Origin of the sequence: Enterobacter cloacae complex sp. 6730903 (genome assembly GCF_048283985.1) — a bacterium.
Taxonomy (GTDB): Bacteria; Pseudomonadota; Gammaproteobacteria; order Enterobacterales; family Enterobacteriaceae; genus Enterobacter; species Enterobacter hormaechei_C.
In genome coordinates this window covers 58,918-72,087 of record NZ_JBLVXX010000002.1, presented here as the reverse complement: position 1 = coordinate 72,087, position 13,170 = coordinate 58,918, and the positions used below count along the sequence as shown (strand labels likewise).

Here is a 13,170-nt window from a genome sequence, read left to right as displayed (position 1 = left end):
AGGGGGTATTTTATTTCGGGCAGAGCGACAAACTATGCATGATTATTGCATATCTTCAGGCTGCACAGTTTTGGTTCGTTTGTTAACGAGCTTTCAGAAGGAATAACAATATGATCGCCTTGAATAAAAAATGGTTATCGGGTCTGGTTGCGGGTGCTCTGATGGCCGTCTCTGCCGGCACGCTCGCTGCGGAACAAAAAACGCTGCACGTCTATAACTGGTCTGACTATATTGCGCCGGACACCGTCGCGAATTTTGAAAAAGAGACCGGCATTAAGGTTGTCTACGACGTATTCGATTCCAACGAAGTGCTGGAAGGCAAACTGATGGCGGGCAGCACCGGTTTCGACCTGGTGGTGCCCTCGGCAAGCTTCCTGGAGCGTCAGCTGACCGCCGGTGTCTTCCAGCCGCTGGACAAGAGCAAATTACCGAACTGGAAAAACCTCGATCCGGACGTGCTGAAGCTGGTGGCGAAGCACGATCCGGAGAATAAATACGCGATGCCTTACCTGTGGGCGACCACCGGTATTGGCTATAACGTGGATAAAGTCAAAGCGGCGCTGGGCCCGGACGTCAAGCTGGACAGCTGGGACGTGGTGCTGAAGCCGGAAAACCTCGCGAAGCTGAAAAGCTGCGGCGTCTCTTTCCTCGATGCGCCGGAAGAGATTTTCGCCACCGTGCTTAACTATCTCGGCAAAGATCCAAACAGCAGCAAGGCCGACGACTACACCGGTCCGGCGACCGACCTGCTCCTGAAGCTGCGTCCGAATATTCGCTACTTCCACTCCTCTCAGTACATCAATGACCTGGCTAACGGGGATATCTGCGTGGCCATCGGCTGGGCGGGCGACGTCTGGCAGGCGGCGAACCGCGCGAAAGAGGCGAAAAACGGCGTGAATGTTTCCTACTTCATTCCGAAGGAGGGGGCGCTGGCGTTCTTCGACGTCTTCGCGATGCCGGCTGATGCGAAAAACAAAGAGGAAGCGTATCAGTTCCTCAACTATCTGATGCGTCCGGACGTGATTGCCCACATCAGCGACCATGTCTACTACGCCAACGGTAACAAGGCCTCCGTGCCGCTGGTGAGCGAAGAAATCCGCAATAATCCGGCGATCTACCCGCCAGCCGATGTGTTTGCCAAGCTGTTCACCCTGAAAGTGCAGGAACCAAAAATTGACCGTGTGCGTACCCGCGCGTGGACCAAGGTGAAAAGCGGTAAGTAACGGCGTTTGATATCGTTGCCCGGTGGCGCTGTCGCTTACCGGGCCGACAAATCCCGTAGGCCGGGCAAGCGTTCGCGCCGCCCGGCGATGCGCACCCTGACGGTGCGTTTGCACCAGTGTTGATCTATGCCGGAGAGCACCCCGTGAATGACGCGATCCCCCGCCCGCAGGCGAAAGTCCGTAAAGCGCTGACCCCGCTTCTTGAAATTCGTAACCTCACCAAATCCTTCGACGGCCAGCATGCCGTGGACGATGTCAGCCTGACGATCTACAAAGGTGAAATTTTTGCTTTGCTCGGCGCATCGGGCTGCGGCAAATCCACACTGCTGCGCATGCTGGCCGGGTTTGAACAGCCCACAGCCGGGCAGATCGTGCTGGATGGGGTAGACCTCTCCAGCGTGCCGCCGTACCAGCGGCCCATAAACATGATGTTCCAGTCCTATGCTCTGTTCCCGCACATGACCGTTGAGCAGAATATCGCCTTTGGCCTGAAGCAGGACAAGCTGCCGAAAGCCGAAATCACCGCGCGCGTGGCGGAGATGCTGAGCCTGGTGCATATGCAGGAGTTTGCGAAGCGTAAGCCGCATCAGCTTTCCGGCGGCCAGCGTCAGCGCGTGGCGCTGGCAAGAAGTCTGGCGAAGCGTCCAAAATTATTACTCCTCGACGAGCCGATGGGCGCGCTGGACAAAAAGCTGCGCGACCGGATGCAGCTGGAAGTGGTGGATATCCTTGAGCGCGTGGGGGTGACCTGCGTGATGGTGACCCACGACCAGGAAGAGGCGATGACCATGGCCGGGCGCATTGCGATCATGAATCGCGGTAAGTTCGTGCAGATCGGCGAGCCGGAAGAGATTTACGAACACCCGACAACCCGCTACAGCGCGGAGTTCATCGGCTCGGTAAACGTCTTCGAAGGGCTACTGAAGGAACGCCAGGACGACGGTCTGGTGATTGAATCGCCGGGGCTGGTGCACCCGCTGAAGGTTGATTCTGATAACTCCGTGGTGGACAACGTGCCGGTTTACGTTGCCCTGCGCCCGGAAAAAATCATGCTTTGCGATGAGCCGCCCGCCGATGGCTATAACTTTGCCGTGGGCGAAGTGGTGCACATTGCCTATCTCGGCGATCTGTCGATTTACCATGTGCGCCTGAAAAGCGGCCAGATGCTCAGCGCCCAGTTACAGAACGAACATCGTTATCGCAAGGGACAGCCAACCTGGGGCGACGAAGTGCGCCTCTGCTGGGATGCGGACAGTTGCGTAGTCCTGACGGTATAAGGAGCGGTCATGAGCACACTTGAACCTCCAGCCCGCGTCAAAAAACCGGGCGGTTTCGCGCTCTGGCTGGCGCGCATGCAGATGGCGCATGGCCGCAAGCTGGTCATCGCCATGCCCTATATCTGGCTGATCCTGCTGTTTCTGCTGCCGTTCCTGATCGTCTTTAAGATCAGCCTGGCGGAGATGGCGCGGGCGATCCCACCGTATACCGATCTGTGGGAGTGGGCCGACGGCCAGCTGACGCTGACCGTAAACCTCGGTAATTTCCTGCAACTGACCGACGATCCGCTCTATTTCGAAGCCTATTTGCAGTCGTTACAGGTTGCGGCTATTTCGACAATCTGCTGTTTGTTGATGGGCTACCCGCTGGCGTGGGCAGTGGCGCACAGCAAGCCGTCGACGCGAAATATTTTACTGCTGTTGGTCATTTTACCGTCGTGGACGTCGTTCCTGATCCGCGTGTACGCGTGGATGGGGATCCTGAAGAATAACGGCATACTGAATAACTTCCTGCTGTGGCTTGGGGTCATCGACCAGCCGCTGACGATCCTGCACACCAACCTTGCGGTGTATATCGGGATTGTCTATGCCTATCTGCCGTTTATGGTGCTGCCAATCTATACGGCGCTGACGCGAATCGATTACTCGCTGGTGGAAGCCTCGCTGGATCTCGGCGCACGCCCGTTGAAGACTTTCTTCAGCGTCATTGTGCCGCTCACCAAAGGCGGGATCATCGCCGGATCGATGCTGGTATTTATCCCGGCGGTCGGGGAGTTTGTGATCCCGGAACTGCTCGGCGGCCCGGACAGTATCATGATTGGCCGCGTGCTGTGGCAGGAGTTCTTCAATAACCGCGACTGGCCGGTGGCCTCGGCGGTGGCGATCGTCATGTTACTGCTGCTGATCGTGCCGATTATGTGGTTCCATAAACATCAGCAGAAACAGATGGGAGACCACGGATGAACAACTTACCGGTAGTACGCTCCCCATGGCGAATTGCGATCCTGATTATCGGCTTTACCTTCCTGTATGCGCCGATGCTGATGCTGGTGATCTACTCGTTCAACAGTTCTAAGCTGGTCACCGTCTGGGCGGGCTGGTCGACGCGCTGGTACAGCGAGCTGTTCCACGATGATGCGATGATGAGCGCGGTGGGGCTGAGCCTGACCATTGCGGCGCTGGCGGCGACGATGGCCTGCGTGCTGGGCACGATTGCCGCGCTGGTGATGGTGCGCTTTGGCCGTTTCCGCGGGGCGAATGGTTTCGCGTTTATGATCACCGCCCCGCTGGTCATGCCGGACGTCATCACCGGCCTGTCGCTGCTGCTGCTGTTTGTCGCGCTGGCGCACGCCATCGGCTGGCCAGCGGATCGCGGGATGCTCACCATCTGGCTGGCGCACGTCACCTTCTGTACGGCGTATGTGGCGGTGGTCATCTCCTCGCGGCTGCGCGAGCTGGATCGCTCCATTGAAGAGGCGGCAATGGATCTCGGCGCAACGCCGCTGAAGGTCTTTTTCATCATCACGCTGCCGATGATTATGCCGGCGGTGATCTCCGGCTGGCTGCTGGCGTTCACGCTCTCGCTCGACGATCTGGTTATCGCCAGCTTTGTGTCGGGACCGGGCGCGACGACGCTGCCGATGCTGGTCTTCTCCAGCGTGCGGATGGGGGTGAATCCGGAGATCAACGCCCTGGCGTCCATCATCCTTGGCGTGGTCGGAATTGTCGGATTTATCGCCTGGTATTTGATGGCGCGCGCGGAAAAACAGCGTGTGCGCGATATCCAGCGTGCAAGACGCGGCTGAAGGAATTACTATTTCCAGTGATGTGCCGCGTATGACGCGGCACTGTTTTTCAGGGAAGTAAAAACATTGGGATTCTTACAAAAAACACGTCATTCGCACGCTCGTCCGAACGTCCCTGCACTGGTGCAGGTGGCGGCGCTCGCCATTATTATGATCCGCTGCCTGGATGTGCTGATGATAATGAACACGCTGGGTCCGCGCGGAATGGGGGAATTTATTCACCGCAGCGCGCAGACGTGGAATCTGACACTGGTGTTTCTCAGCAGCCTGATGCTGGTGTTTATTGAGATCTACTGTGCGTTCTCGCTGGTGAAAGGACGTAACTGGGCGCGCTGGGTGTATCTGCTGACGCAGATCACCGCTGCCAGCTACCTGTGGGCCGCCTCGCTGGGCTATGGCTATCCGGAGCTGTTCAGCATACCCGGTGAGTCGCGACGCGAGATTTTCCATTCACTGGTGATGCAAAAACTGCCGGATATGCTGGTGCTCTGCCTGCTTTATCTCCCGGCTTCCAGTCGGCGGTTCTTCCGCCTGCAATAATGTGTATAATCGCAGCCCTCGTGTTTCTTAAGGTTTTCATATGCAGTGCGCACTCTACGACGCCGGACGCTGCCGCTCCTGTCAGTGGATAGAACAGCCGGTCTCTCAACAACTCACCGCCAAAATGGTCGACCTGCAACAGCTGCTGGCAGCACACGCGGTGGGCGAGTGGTGCGCACCCGTCAGCGGCCCGGAGCAGGGCTTTCGCAATAAAGCCAAAATGGTGGTCAGCGGCAGCGTTGAAAAGCCGCTGCTGGGGATGCTGCACCGCGACGGCACGCCGGAAGATCTCACCGGCTGTCCGCTGTATCCCGCCTCGTTTGAGCCGGTGTTTAGCGCGCTGAAACCATTTATCGCCCGGGCGGGGTTAACGCCCTATAACGTTGCCCGCAGGCGCGGCGAGCTGAAATACCTTCTGCTGACCGAAAGCCAAATCGACGGCGGGATGATGCTGCGCTTTGTGCTGCGTTCGGAAACCAAGCTGGAGCAGTTGCGCGCAGCGCTTCCAGGGTTGCAGGAACAGCTTCCGCAGCTCAAGGTTATCACCGCAAATATTCAGCCGGTGCATATGGCGATCATGGAAGGGGAGAAAGAGATCTTCTTCACCGAACAGCATGCGCTGGCTGAAAACTTCAACGGCGTGCCGCTGTGGATCCGTCCGCAAAGCTTCTTCCAGACTAACCCCACCGTCGCCAGCGCGCTGTACGCCACCGCGCGCGACTGGGTGCGTGCGTTACAGGTTCATCACATGTGGGATCTGTTCTGCGGCGTCGGCGGCTTTGGCCTGCACTGTGCCACGCCAGACATGCAGCTCACCGGCATTGAGATCTCTGCCGAAGCGATTGCCTGCGCGAAGCAGTCCGCCGCGGAGCTGGGGCTGTCGAATCTGCACTTTCAGGCGCTGGACTCGACCCGGTTCGCCACAGGACAGGGCAACGTGCCGGAGCTGGTGCTGGTGAACCCGCCGCGCCGGGGCATCGGCCAGGCGCTCTGCGACTACCTGAGCCAGATGGCGCCGGAGTACATCGTCTACTCCAGCTGTAACGCGCAGACCATGGCGAAGGATATTGCCAGCCTGCCGGGCTACCGCATTGCGCGCGTTCAGCTTTTCGATATGTTCCCCCATACCGCCCATTATGAAGTGTTGACGTTGTTGGTGAAAACGCGTTAATCCTCAACATCGCCCGGTGGCGCTGCGCTTACCGGGCCTACGATCCGGAGTAGGCCGGGTAAGGCGTAGCCGCCACCCGGCTTTGTTTGCTCAACCCATGAATGCGACTCCCGCCTCTGTTTTAAGCCAGCGTGGCGCTTTCAACTGGTCGGCAAAATAGCCTGTCAGCTCACGTTGTTAACCAAAGCGTAGGCCGGGTAAGGCGAAGCCGCCACCCGGCATAAACCCCGCACAATCTTCAACAAAATGTGAACTCTTCCCCCGCTCGAAATCAGGTAAGCTTACGTCATAACAAATGATTGAAGGCTTACCCATGAAGCAGATCCTGCTGGTAGAAGATGACCACGATATCGCGGCACTCCTGCGTCTTAACCTGGAAGATGAAGGCTACGCCATTACCCACGAGCCCGACGGGGGCAACGCCTTACAGCGTCTTGAAACACAGCCGTGGGACGCGGTGATCCTCGATCTGATGCTGCCGAATGTTGATGGTCTGGAGATTTGCCGCCGTATCCGCCAGATGACCCGCTACCTGCCCATTATCATCATTAGCGCCCGCAGCAGTGAAACTGACCGTATTACCGGCCTGGAAACCGGGGCGGATGATTATCTGGCAAAACCTTTCTCGGTGCAGGAGCTGATTGCCCGCATTAAGGCGCTGTTTCGCCGTCAGCAGGCGATGGGCCAGGCGCAGACGGACGGCATTATTCAGGCGCACGGACTGACTATCGATCCGCTGGCGCGCACCGTGCGCCTTAACGGTCAACACGTCGATCTCACCCCGCGCGAATTTGAACTGCTCTATTTCTTTGCCCGCCATCCCGGAGAGGTCTTTTCGCGGCTGGCGCTGCTGGAGCAGGTGTGGGGGTATCAGCACGAAGGCTACGAACACACCGTCAACACCCACATTAACCGCCTGCGCATCAAAATAGAGAAAGATGCCGCCGAGCCGGAGATCGTTCGCACCGTCTGGGGCAAAGGCTACAAATTTGCGGAGCAGGATCATGATGCGTCGCTTTAGCATGAGCCAGCGCCTGACGCTGCTGTTTACGGCGTTACTGCTGCTCTGCGCCACCGTCGCCTGTGCGGTGCAGCTCTACAGTAGCATGCAGTACGGCAATGCGATGGTGCAGCGGCTCTCCGGCGGGCTGGCGCAGCAGATTGTGCAGCGGGAAGCGATTCTGGATGCGCAGGGCAGGGTGGATCGCAGCGCCTTAAAACCGCTGTTCGACCGGCTGATGACCTTTAATCCCAGCGTCGAGCTGTATGTTGTCTCGCCAGATGGCGATATCCTGGCCGATGCCGCCCCGCCGGGGCACATTCAGCGGCAAAAAATTGACCTCGCGCCGATACAGAATTTCCTGGGCGGGACGGTGATGCCGGTGTTTGGCGACGATCCCCGAAGCCAGAATAAGAAAGTCTTCAGCGCCACCCCGCTGCGACAGGACGGTGAGCTGAAGGGGTATCTGTACATTATTTTGCAGGGGGAGGAGTCCAACGCGCTGGCGGAGATGGCCTGGCACAAAGCGCTCTGGAGTACGGCGCTGTGGTCGATGCTGCTGGTGGCGCTGTTTGGTCTGCTGGCGGGGGTGTTGCTCTGGTACTGGGTGACGCGCCCGGTTAAACAGCTCACGCTGAACGTGGCCGGGCTGGAGCAGGACAGCATCAGCGCGATTAAGCAGCTGGCGGCCCAGCCGCTTGAGCCTGCCGGAGAGGATGAAGTGGCGATCCTGCGCAATACCTTTATCGAGCTGGCGCGCAAAATCACCTCTCAGTGGGATCGGCTGGCCGACAGCGACCGCCAGCGCCGGGAGTTTATCGCCAACATTTCCCACGACTTACGCACCCCGCTGACGTCGCTGCTGGGTTATCTGGAAACGCTGTCGCTGAAATCCGCCACGCTGTCGCCGCAAGAGCATCAGCAGTACCTCGCTACCGCGCTGCGTCAGGGGCAAAAGGTACGCCATATGTCGCAGCAGCTATTCGAGCTGGCGCGTCTTGAGCACGGCGGCATCAAGCCCCAGCGCGAGCGTTTTGCCATGGCTGAACTGATTTCCGACGTGGCGCAGAAGTTTGAACTCGCTGCCCGCACGCGTGAGTTAAATCTGCACATTGACGTGCCGGGTCCGCTGCCGCAGGTGTTCGCCGATGTCTCCATGATTGAACGGGTGGTGACGAATCTGCTGGATAATGCGATACGCCATACCCCAGCAGGCGGAGACATTCGTCTGGCGGTATGGCAGGAGAACGATCGGTTGCAGGTTGAAGTGGCCGACAGCGGAACGGGTGTTGATGTCGCATTACGGGACGATCTGTTCCAGCGACCGTCAGCGTTAAATCCGCAGGCCTCGCGGGAGCACCGGGGCGGGTTAGGGCTGTTAATCGTGAAAAGAATGCTGGAGCTGCACGGCGGGGGGATCAGGCTGATGGAGTCCGTGAGCGGGGCGCGGTTCAGGTTCTTTGTGCCGCTTTAAGAAATTGCCGGGTGGCGGCTTCGCCTTACCCGGCCTACAGACCACCCCCGTAGGCCAGGTCACCCGGCAAAAAAGGTTATTGTGGGAACCACTGCTCGCTGATTTTCTGGTATGTGCCGTCAGCTTTGATCGCTTTCAGCGCGCCGTTCAGTTTCTCGAGCAGGGCTTTGTTATCCGGACGTACCGCAATACCGAGGCCAGTGCCGAAATACTGCGGATCGGTCACTTTCTCCGTCGCTGTACCCAGCTGCGGGTTGGTTTTCAGCCACTCATTCACGACCGCGGTGTCGCCAAATACGCCATCAATACGGCCATTTTTCAGGTCGATAATGGCGTTCTGGTAGCTGTCATAGGCCACGGTTTTCACTTCAGGATGCTTGTCCTGGAGGTATTTCTGGTGCGTAGTGCCGTTCTCCATGCCGATGCGCTTGCCTTTCAGCTCGTCGAAAGATTTATAAGCTCCTTTCTTCGCAATCACCACCGCAGAGTTCGCGTAGTACGGGTCGGTGAACGCGACCTGCTTGCTGCGCTCTGGCGTGATGTCCATGCCGGAGATCACCGCGTCGTACTTTTTAAATTTCAGGGACGGGATCAGGCTGTCAAACGCGTGGTTAGTAAAAGTGCAGTCGGCCTGCATCTGCTTGCACAGCGCTTTCGCCAGGTCGATGTCGAAGCCGACGATCTGGTTGCTGGCATCCAGCGATTCAAACGGCGGATAGGTGGCAGAAACGCCGAAATTGATTTTATCGGCGGCGGATGCGCCAGCGGCGAAGGTTGCGAGTAATGCGGCCAGAACTAACTTTTTCATTGTAATGCTCCCGTCTGTCTGTCTTGTCATTATGCGCCGTGTCTGCGGCATGGATGTACAATGCCACTCAATGAATTTATATGCAATAAATATGATTAAATATTATTTAATGCATAAAAAAATGCGGATAACCCATCAGGTTATCCGCACCGTAACAACAGCTTTATGCATTAAGACGATTAATTTCTGCGCTCAAACGCCAGCGCCTTACGCTCGATAAGACGCATCATCAGGGTCAGCAGACCGTTGACCACCAGATAGACCAGACCCGCCGCACCGAACACCATTACGTCGTAGGTGCGTCCGTACAGCAGCTGTCCGTGGCCCATCACTTCCATCAGGGTGATGGTGTAGGCCAGAGAGGTACTTTTGAACACCAGAACGACTTCGTTGGAATAGGAAGAGAGCGCGCGCTTAAAGGCATAAGGCAGCAGGATCGCCAGCGTATCCTTCTTGCTCATGCCCAGCGCTCCGCAGGACTGCCACTGGCCTTCCGGGATCGCGCGGATCGCACCGTAGAACAACTGCGTGGTATAGGCCGCGCTGTTCAGGGAGAGGGCAATCAGGGCGCAGAGCCATGGCTCAGAGAGCAGATGCCAGATAACCGGATATTCCTGTAACGACGGGAACTGGCCCGGGCCGTAGTAAATCAGGAAGATCTGCACCAGCAGCGGCGTACCGGTAAAGAGCGTAATGTAGCCACGGACAATCCACACCAGCACCGGCGTTTTCAGCGTCAGGACGATGGTGAAGATCAGCGCCAGGATCAGCGCTACGATGATAGACGCGACGGTCAGCGTCAGGCTGGTGTGCAGCCCTTTCATCAGTTCGGGTAAATAATCCAGCATCAGCCTGGTCTCCGTTCAAAACGCGTTGCGCGCAGGTCAATACGCTTAAGAACGTACTGGCTCAGCAACGTGATCACCAGGTAGATCGCCGCCGCCACAATGTACCAGGTAAACGGCTCCTGCGTACGGGTGGCGATACTTTTGGTTTGCAACATCAAATCGTTCACGCTGATCAGGCTCACCAGCGCGGTATCTTTCAGCAGTACCAGCCACTGGTTACCCAGCCCTGGCAGGGCATGACGCCACATCTGCGGCATCACCAGGCGGAAGAAGATCGCCGCTTTCGACAGGCCCAGCGCCTGACCGGATTCCCACTGACCCTGCGGCACCGCTTTCAGCGCGCCGCGCAGCGTTTGTGACGCATAGGCTGAATAGAGCAGGGAGAGCGCAATCACGCCGCACAGGAACGGGCTGACGTCGAAGTTCTCAATCTGCATCTGCACCGGGATCTGCGCAAAGCCGAGATTAATCGTGAAGCCGTCCGACAGCGTTAACAGCAGCTGTGAGGAGCCGAAATAGATAAACAGGACCACCAGAATTTCCGGCAGTCCACGCAGCACAGTCACCAGCGCTGAACCGAACCATGCGACAGGGCGCCACTTAACGGACTCCCACACCGCAAAGAACATCGCCAGTACGAGGCCGATAATCAGTGCACAAACGGCAAGGCCGACGGTCATCCCGGCGGCGCTTGCTAAAGGAAAAATTTCATTCATCAGGAATTACTTCTGGAACCATTTTTTGTAGATGGTTTCGTAGGTGCCGTCTTTCTTCACTTTTTCCAGCGCAGCGTTGAATTTCTGCTGCAACTCGGTGTTGCCCTGACGTACGGCAATACCCAGACCTGTACCGAAGTAGTCTTTATCGGTCACCTTGTCACCTACGGCGGCCAGCTTGTCGTTCGCTTTCAGCCATTCAGTCACAACAGCCGTATCCCCGAACACCGCATCGATACGACCGTTTTGCAGGTCCAGCTTCGCATTCTGGTAGCTGTCATACGGCACGGTGGTGATTTCCGGGTGCTTATCCATGATGTATTTCTGGTGCGTGGTGCCGTTCTGCACGCCGACTTTCTTGCCTTTCAGCAGGTCAACGGAGGCGTATTTACCTTTCTGACCGATGAACAGGGCCGAGTTGTCATAGTAAGGGGTGGTGAACAGAACCTGCTTTTCACGCTCAGGCGTGATGTCCATACCGGCCATCACGGCGTCGATACGGCGGAACTTCAGGCTTGGGATCAGGCTGTCGAACGCCTGGTTGCTGAAGGTACAGGTCGCGTCGATCTCTTTACACAGGGCATTTGCCAGGTCCACGTCGAAGCCAACAATCTTGTTGTTCGCATCAATGGATTCAAACGGAGGGTAGGACGCTTCAGTGGCGAAACGGATGGTCTGGGCTGCGGTAGCGGAAAGGCTGACGCTAGCAAGCAGCGCGGCAATCAATACTTTTTTCATTATAGTTTCCCTAACACATCAGTGTGATAAGTAGTTTTTGAAGGCATCGGTTTGCGGGTTAGTGAAGCAGCTCGCGTCACCCTGCTCAACGATATATCCGTTTTCCATATAGACCACGCGGCTGGCGGTTTTGCGCGCCACTTCCACCTCGTGGGTCACGATGACCTGGGTAATGTTGGTTTCCGCCAGCTCACGAATGATGCTCACGATCTGGGCGGTAATTTCCGGGTCCAGCGCCGCGGTCGGCTCGTCAAACAGCAGCACCGCTGGCTCCATCATCAGCGCACGGGCGATCGCCACACGCTGTTGCTGACCACCAGAGAGGTGTAAAGGATACCGGTCGCTGTACGGTTTCAGACGCAGACGTTCCAGCAGCTTTTCAGCACGCGCCATCGCCTGGTCTTTGCTTAAGCCAAGCACGCGGCACGGGGCTTCAATCAGGTTTTGCACCACCGTCAGATGCGGCCAGAGATTGTATTGCTGGAAAACCATGCCCACGTTTTGACGCAGTTCACGAATCGCTTTATCAGACGGGGTTTTCGCGAAGTCAAAATGGTTACCGGCGATGGCCAGCGTCCCCGAACGGGGCATTTCAAGCAGATTAAGAACACGCAGAAGGGAGCTTTTTCCCGCGCCGCTTGGGCCGAGCAAAACCAGCGTTTCGCCCTCCGGGCAACTCAGCGTAATGTCGAACAGCGCCTGGTGTGCGCCGTAGAAGCAGTTAATGCCGTTTAGTTTAATACTCATCGGGGCAGTCTTTACTCATCCAGGCAATCTATAGCAATTGAGGCCGCAGATAGTACCGTTGACAGAATAGTTATGCAATATTTCTGCGTTAAAAGTTAAATATAACCCGTGTTTCCTCTTAAACATAGCACAAAATAGCGACGGGAAAGGGGGGCGAGTATAAATGTCGGCATTCCGCTGGAAATGCCGGACATTTTACGGGGTTAACGTTTATTGAACGGAGGCGTTAGCGGTTCTCGATCGACTGGCGAAGGGTGCCCGCCGGGGCATGAACGCTGCCGCCAATGTAGCGCACATCGTCTATTGCCCAGCACTGGCCTTCACGGATCATCAGCACCTCATCCTGCCAGGTTTGCGTCCCCTGGGTGAGCTTCACGCGCAGGGGAATATTGCGTGCGTCGGTATTCGGTATGGTGGACGCGCTGGCGACGTCGGCGCTGTCCGGCAGCGTGGCGCGGCTGGAGAACGGATCGGATGACAGCAGGGCGTTGTGCTGCGGATCGCGCGAAGCGTCGGTGAGCAGTTTCGCCAGATTATCGCTCAGGTACGGGCGCAGGGCGGTCAGGTCATTACCGCGATGCTGAATACGGTAATCATAAAATTGTTGCGCCACGGCATCCGGGCCACCCTCAATACAAGGGCCGCTGCGGGTTCCGATATCCTTAAAGGCTGGCGTGACCGGCGTTGTGCAGGCGCTGAGCACCAGCGCGCATGGCACTAAAAGCGTTAAAGCAGAGTAGCGCATGTTGATTTCCTTATTTATTAACTATCCTTTCAATCATAGCGTAACGAACCGATAATGCTGTCGCTAACGCATTGAACG

Annotated in this window: 14 protein-coding genes; 8 read left to right on the top strand and 6 right to left on the bottom strand. The window is 57.2% G+C overall.

From position 1 onward, the window contains the following. Positions 1–110: 110 nt before the first annotated feature. The 8 genes from potF to ACNQ0W_RS01255 all read left to right on the top strand — a co-directional run bounded on the left by potF (position 111) and on the right by ACNQ0W_RS01255 (position 8,490). Positions 111–1,223 carry a spermidine/putrescine ABC transporter substrate-binding protein PotF gene (gene potF / locus ACNQ0W_RS01290; protein ID WP_047051778.1) on the top strand — a complete coding sequence of 371 codons (1,113 nt, stop codon included), beginning with the start codon at positions 111–113 and terminating at the stop codon, positions 1,221–1,223. Positions 1,224–1,366: 143 nt separating this feature from the next. Continuing rightward, positions 1,367–2,500, top strand: a complete 1,134-nt coding sequence (gene potG, locus ACNQ0W_RS01285) for a putrescine ABC transporter ATP-binding subunit PotG (protein ID WP_062932123.1) — start codon at positions 1,367–1,369, stop codon at positions 2,498–2,500. 9 nt (positions 2,501–2,509) lie between these two features. Beyond that, complete coding sequence (gene potH, locus ACNQ0W_RS01280; protein WP_017384875.1) at positions 2,510–3,463, top strand: putrescine ABC transporter permease PotH; 954 nt, start codon at positions 2,510–2,512, stop codon at positions 3,461–3,463. Beyond that, positions 3,460–4,305 (top strand): putrescine ABC transporter permease PotI, encoded by an 846-nt coding sequence (gene potI, locus ACNQ0W_RS01275; protein WP_003858378.1) that lies wholly within the window; start codon positions 3,460–3,462, stop codon positions 4,303–4,305. The genes potH and potI overlap by 4 nt, the downstream gene beginning before the upstream one ends. Before the next feature lie 42 nt (positions 4,306–4,347). Then, complete coding sequence (locus ACNQ0W_RS01270) at positions 4,348–4,845, top strand: YbjO family protein (protein ID WP_086598616.1); 498 nt, start codon at positions 4,348–4,350, stop codon at positions 4,843–4,845. A gap of 40 nt (positions 4,846–4,885) precedes the next feature. After that, positions 4,886–6,016, top strand: a complete 1,131-nt coding sequence (gene rlmC, locus ACNQ0W_RS01265; RefSeq protein ID WP_062932122.1) for a 23S rRNA (uracil(747)-C(5))-methyltransferase RlmC — start codon at positions 4,886–4,888, stop codon at positions 6,014–6,016. A gap of 313 nt (positions 6,017–6,329) precedes the next feature. Further along, positions 6,330–7,037 (top strand): response regulator transcription factor, encoded by a 708-nt coding sequence (locus ACNQ0W_RS01260; protein WP_045142262.1) that lies wholly within the window; start codon positions 6,330–6,332, stop codon positions 7,035–7,037. After that, positions 7,021–8,490 carry a sensor histidine kinase gene (locus ACNQ0W_RS01255; protein ID WP_062932120.1) on the top strand — a complete coding sequence of 490 codons (1,470 nt, stop codon included), beginning with the start codon at positions 7,021–7,023 and terminating at the stop codon, positions 8,488–8,490. The genes ACNQ0W_RS01260 and ACNQ0W_RS01255 overlap by 17 nt, the downstream gene beginning before the upstream one ends. 76 nt (positions 8,491–8,566) lie before the next feature. Here the strand turns inward: ACNQ0W_RS01255 and artJ are convergent, their stop codons facing one another. The 6 genes from artJ to ACNQ0W_RS01225 all read right to left on the bottom strand — a co-directional run bounded on the left by artJ (position 8,567) and on the right by ACNQ0W_RS01225 (position 13,092). Beyond that, positions 8,567–9,298, bottom strand: coding sequence for an arginine ABC transporter substrate-binding protein ArtJ (gene artJ, locus ACNQ0W_RS01250; protein WP_015571008.1), 732 nt, complete (start codon positions 9,296–9,298; stop codon positions 8,567–8,569). A 179-nt stretch (positions 9,299–9,477) separates the two neighbouring features. Then, the gene (gene artM / locus ACNQ0W_RS01245; RefSeq protein WP_003858369.1) at positions 9,478–10,146 is read right to left on the bottom strand and encodes an arginine ABC transporter permease ArtM; all 669 of its coding nucleotides are present in this window, start codon (positions 10,144–10,146) and stop codon (positions 9,478–9,480) included. Next, positions 10,146–10,862 carry an arginine ABC transporter permease ArtQ gene (gene artQ, locus ACNQ0W_RS01240; protein ID WP_062932119.1) on the bottom strand — a complete coding sequence of 239 codons (717 nt, stop codon included), beginning with the start codon at positions 10,860–10,862 and terminating at the stop codon, positions 10,146–10,148. Before artQ ends, artM begins: the two co-directional genes overlap by 1 nt. Positions 10,863–10,868: 6 nt before the next feature. Then, positions 10,869–11,600 carry an arginine ABC transporter substrate-binding protein ArtI gene (artI, locus tag ACNQ0W_RS01235; RefSeq protein ID WP_062932118.1) on the bottom strand — a complete coding sequence of 244 codons (732 nt, stop codon included), beginning with the start codon at positions 11,598–11,600 and terminating at the stop codon, positions 10,869–10,871. Between the two features lie 18 nt (positions 11,601–11,618). After that, the gene (gene artP / locus ACNQ0W_RS01230) at positions 11,619–12,347 is read right to left on the bottom strand and encodes an arginine ABC transporter ATP-binding protein ArtP (protein ID WP_006809439.1); all 729 of its coding nucleotides are present in this window, start codon (positions 12,345–12,347) and stop codon (positions 11,619–11,621) included. A 226-nt stretch (positions 12,348–12,573) separates the two neighbouring features. Next, positions 12,574–13,092 carry a lipoprotein gene (locus ACNQ0W_RS01225; RefSeq protein ID WP_015571007.1) on the bottom strand — a complete coding sequence of 173 codons (519 nt, stop codon included), beginning with the start codon at positions 13,090–13,092 and terminating at the stop codon, positions 12,574–12,576. Positions 13,093–13,170 lie beyond the last annotated feature (78 nt).

What these genes read in the sequence shown, in the direction of transcription:
- ACNQ0W_RS01255 (WP_062932120.1), top strand. Translation starts at nt 7,021, where the DNA reads ATGATGCGTCGCTTTAGCATGAGCCAGCGCCTGACGCTGCTGTTTACG.
- rlmC (WP_062932122.1), top strand. Translation starts at nt 4,886, where the DNA reads ATGCAGTGCGCACTCTACGACGCCGGACGCTGCCGCTCCTGTCAGTGG.
- ACNQ0W_RS01260 (WP_045142262.1), top strand. Translation starts at nt 6,330, where the DNA reads ATGAAGCAGATCCTGCTGGTAGAAGATGACCACGATATCGCGGCACTC.
- artP (WP_006809439.1), bottom strand. Translation starts at nt 12,347, where the DNA reads ATGAGTATTAAACTAAACGGCATTAACTGCTTCTACGGCGCACACCAG.
- potH (WP_017384875.1), top strand. Translation starts at nt 2,510, where the DNA reads ATGAGCACACTTGAACCTCCAGCCCGCGTCAAAAAACCGGGCGGTTTC.
- artJ (WP_015571008.1), bottom strand. Translation starts at nt 9,298, where the DNA reads ATGAAAAAGTTAGTTCTGGCCGCATTACTCGCAACCTTCGCCGCTGGC.
- artQ (WP_062932119.1), bottom strand. Translation starts at nt 10,862, where the DNA reads ATGAATGAAATTTTTCCTTTAGCAAGCGCCGCCGGGATGACCGTCGGC.
- potI (WP_003858378.1), top strand. Translation starts at nt 3,460, where the DNA reads ATGAACAACTTACCGGTAGTACGCTCCCCATGGCGAATTGCGATCCTG.
- artI (WP_062932118.1), bottom strand. Translation starts at nt 11,600, where the DNA reads ATGAAAAAAGTATTGATTGCCGCGCTGCTTGCTAGCGTCAGCCTTTCC.
- artM (WP_003858369.1), bottom strand. Translation starts at nt 10,146, where the DNA reads ATGCTGGATTATTTACCCGAACTGATGAAAGGGCTGCACACCAGCCTG.
- potF (WP_047051778.1), top strand. Translation starts at nt 111, where the DNA reads ATGATCGCCTTGAATAAAAAATGGTTATCGGGTCTGGTTGCGGGTGCT.
- ACNQ0W_RS01225 (WP_015571007.1), bottom strand. Translation starts at nt 13,092, where the DNA reads ATGCGCTACTCTGCTTTAACGCTTTTAGTGCCATGCGCGCTGGTGCTC.